The sequence below is a fragment of the Streptomyces verrucosisporus genome, from assembly GCF_017114865.1.
GTDB lineage: Bacteria > Actinomycetota > Actinomycetes > Streptomycetales > Streptomycetaceae > Streptomyces > Streptomyces fenghuangensis.
In genome coordinates, this window is the sequence record NZ_JADEYH010000078.1 from 1 (window position 1) to 976 (window position 976).

2 protein-coding genes are annotated in these 976 nt (G+C 65.6%); both read left to right on the forward strand.

The window, feature by feature from the left end; all coding sequences use genetic code 11:
* A partial coding sequence (locus IQ279_RS27510) for a hypothetical protein (protein WP_206352040.1) occupies positions 1 to 192 on the forward strand: 192 nt, incomplete at its 5' end.
* Between the two features lie 102 nt (positions 193 to 294).
* Positions 295 to 976, forward strand: a 682-nt coding sequence (locus IQ279_RS27515) for a DUF6008 family protein (RefSeq protein ID WP_206352041.1), incomplete at its 3' end; no start/stop codon positions are given.

Below are 976 nucleotides of genomic sequence, written 5' to 3' on the forward strand. Positions count from 1 at the left end.
GGGCAGCAGCCGGTGAACCGCCCCGATAAGAAAGTTGACATCCATCACGAGATCATGATCGTGGATGGCTACTCGGCGTCACCACCGACCACGGGCCAGAGTCGAACGTTTGACAGACCCGCTGTCGGCCGTTCGGGGAAGGAGAAGCGCACGGAGGAAGTGGCACGCACCGCGGGGCCGTTCCTAGCGTGACAGGTGCTGAGGCATGTCCTGTGCTGTCCCGGCACGGGTGCAAGCGCCGCCTGTCATCGGAGATAGGGAGGGCCCGTGGATCATTCGTCGGGAACGAGCGGTATGCCGGGTATGGGGATGACGGTATCCACCGTGGATACGGTGGGAGCCGTCTTCATCATCTTGTGGACGGTCGCGATGTGGTCGGCCGTCGCCGTGCTGGCCTGGGCCGACCGGGGGCCGGTACGTGCCTGGGTCCACCGCACCGCCGCTGGCCTGATCGTGGTGGGAGCGGTCGGCCAGATCGGTCACTTCCAGGAACATGTCGCCCAGGCCGGTTACTGGATCCTCCATCCGAACTCACCAGCCTGGATGACGCCGTGGGGAGAGAGCATGGCCCGCGGACTGGGGCAGATCGACATGACCAAGCCGTCGCTGGGCATGGAGATCCTCCACCTTGCGGGCAACTTCGTCTTCCTCGCCGGCCTGGTCGGGATCATGCAGATCACCCGGCGGTCCGCACAGCATCTGAAGTCCCGCAAATGCGCCCGGATGGGCGTGTGGATGCAAGGGCTCCACGGTCTGGAACACGTGGTGCTGACCGTGTCCGTGGCACTGGGTGCGAGTCGTGCCGTCGGTCTGTCCACCTGGTTCGGGGCGATCGAGCCCGGTCCGGCCCTGACGACCTACCGGGTGTGGTGGCATTTCGTGGCCAACCTGATCGGCACGGCCATTCTTGTGCTGTCCCTCTACCACCTGTGGCGTGAAAGGCGCGTTGTCCGGGCGTGTTACGAGCCGGGCGGCG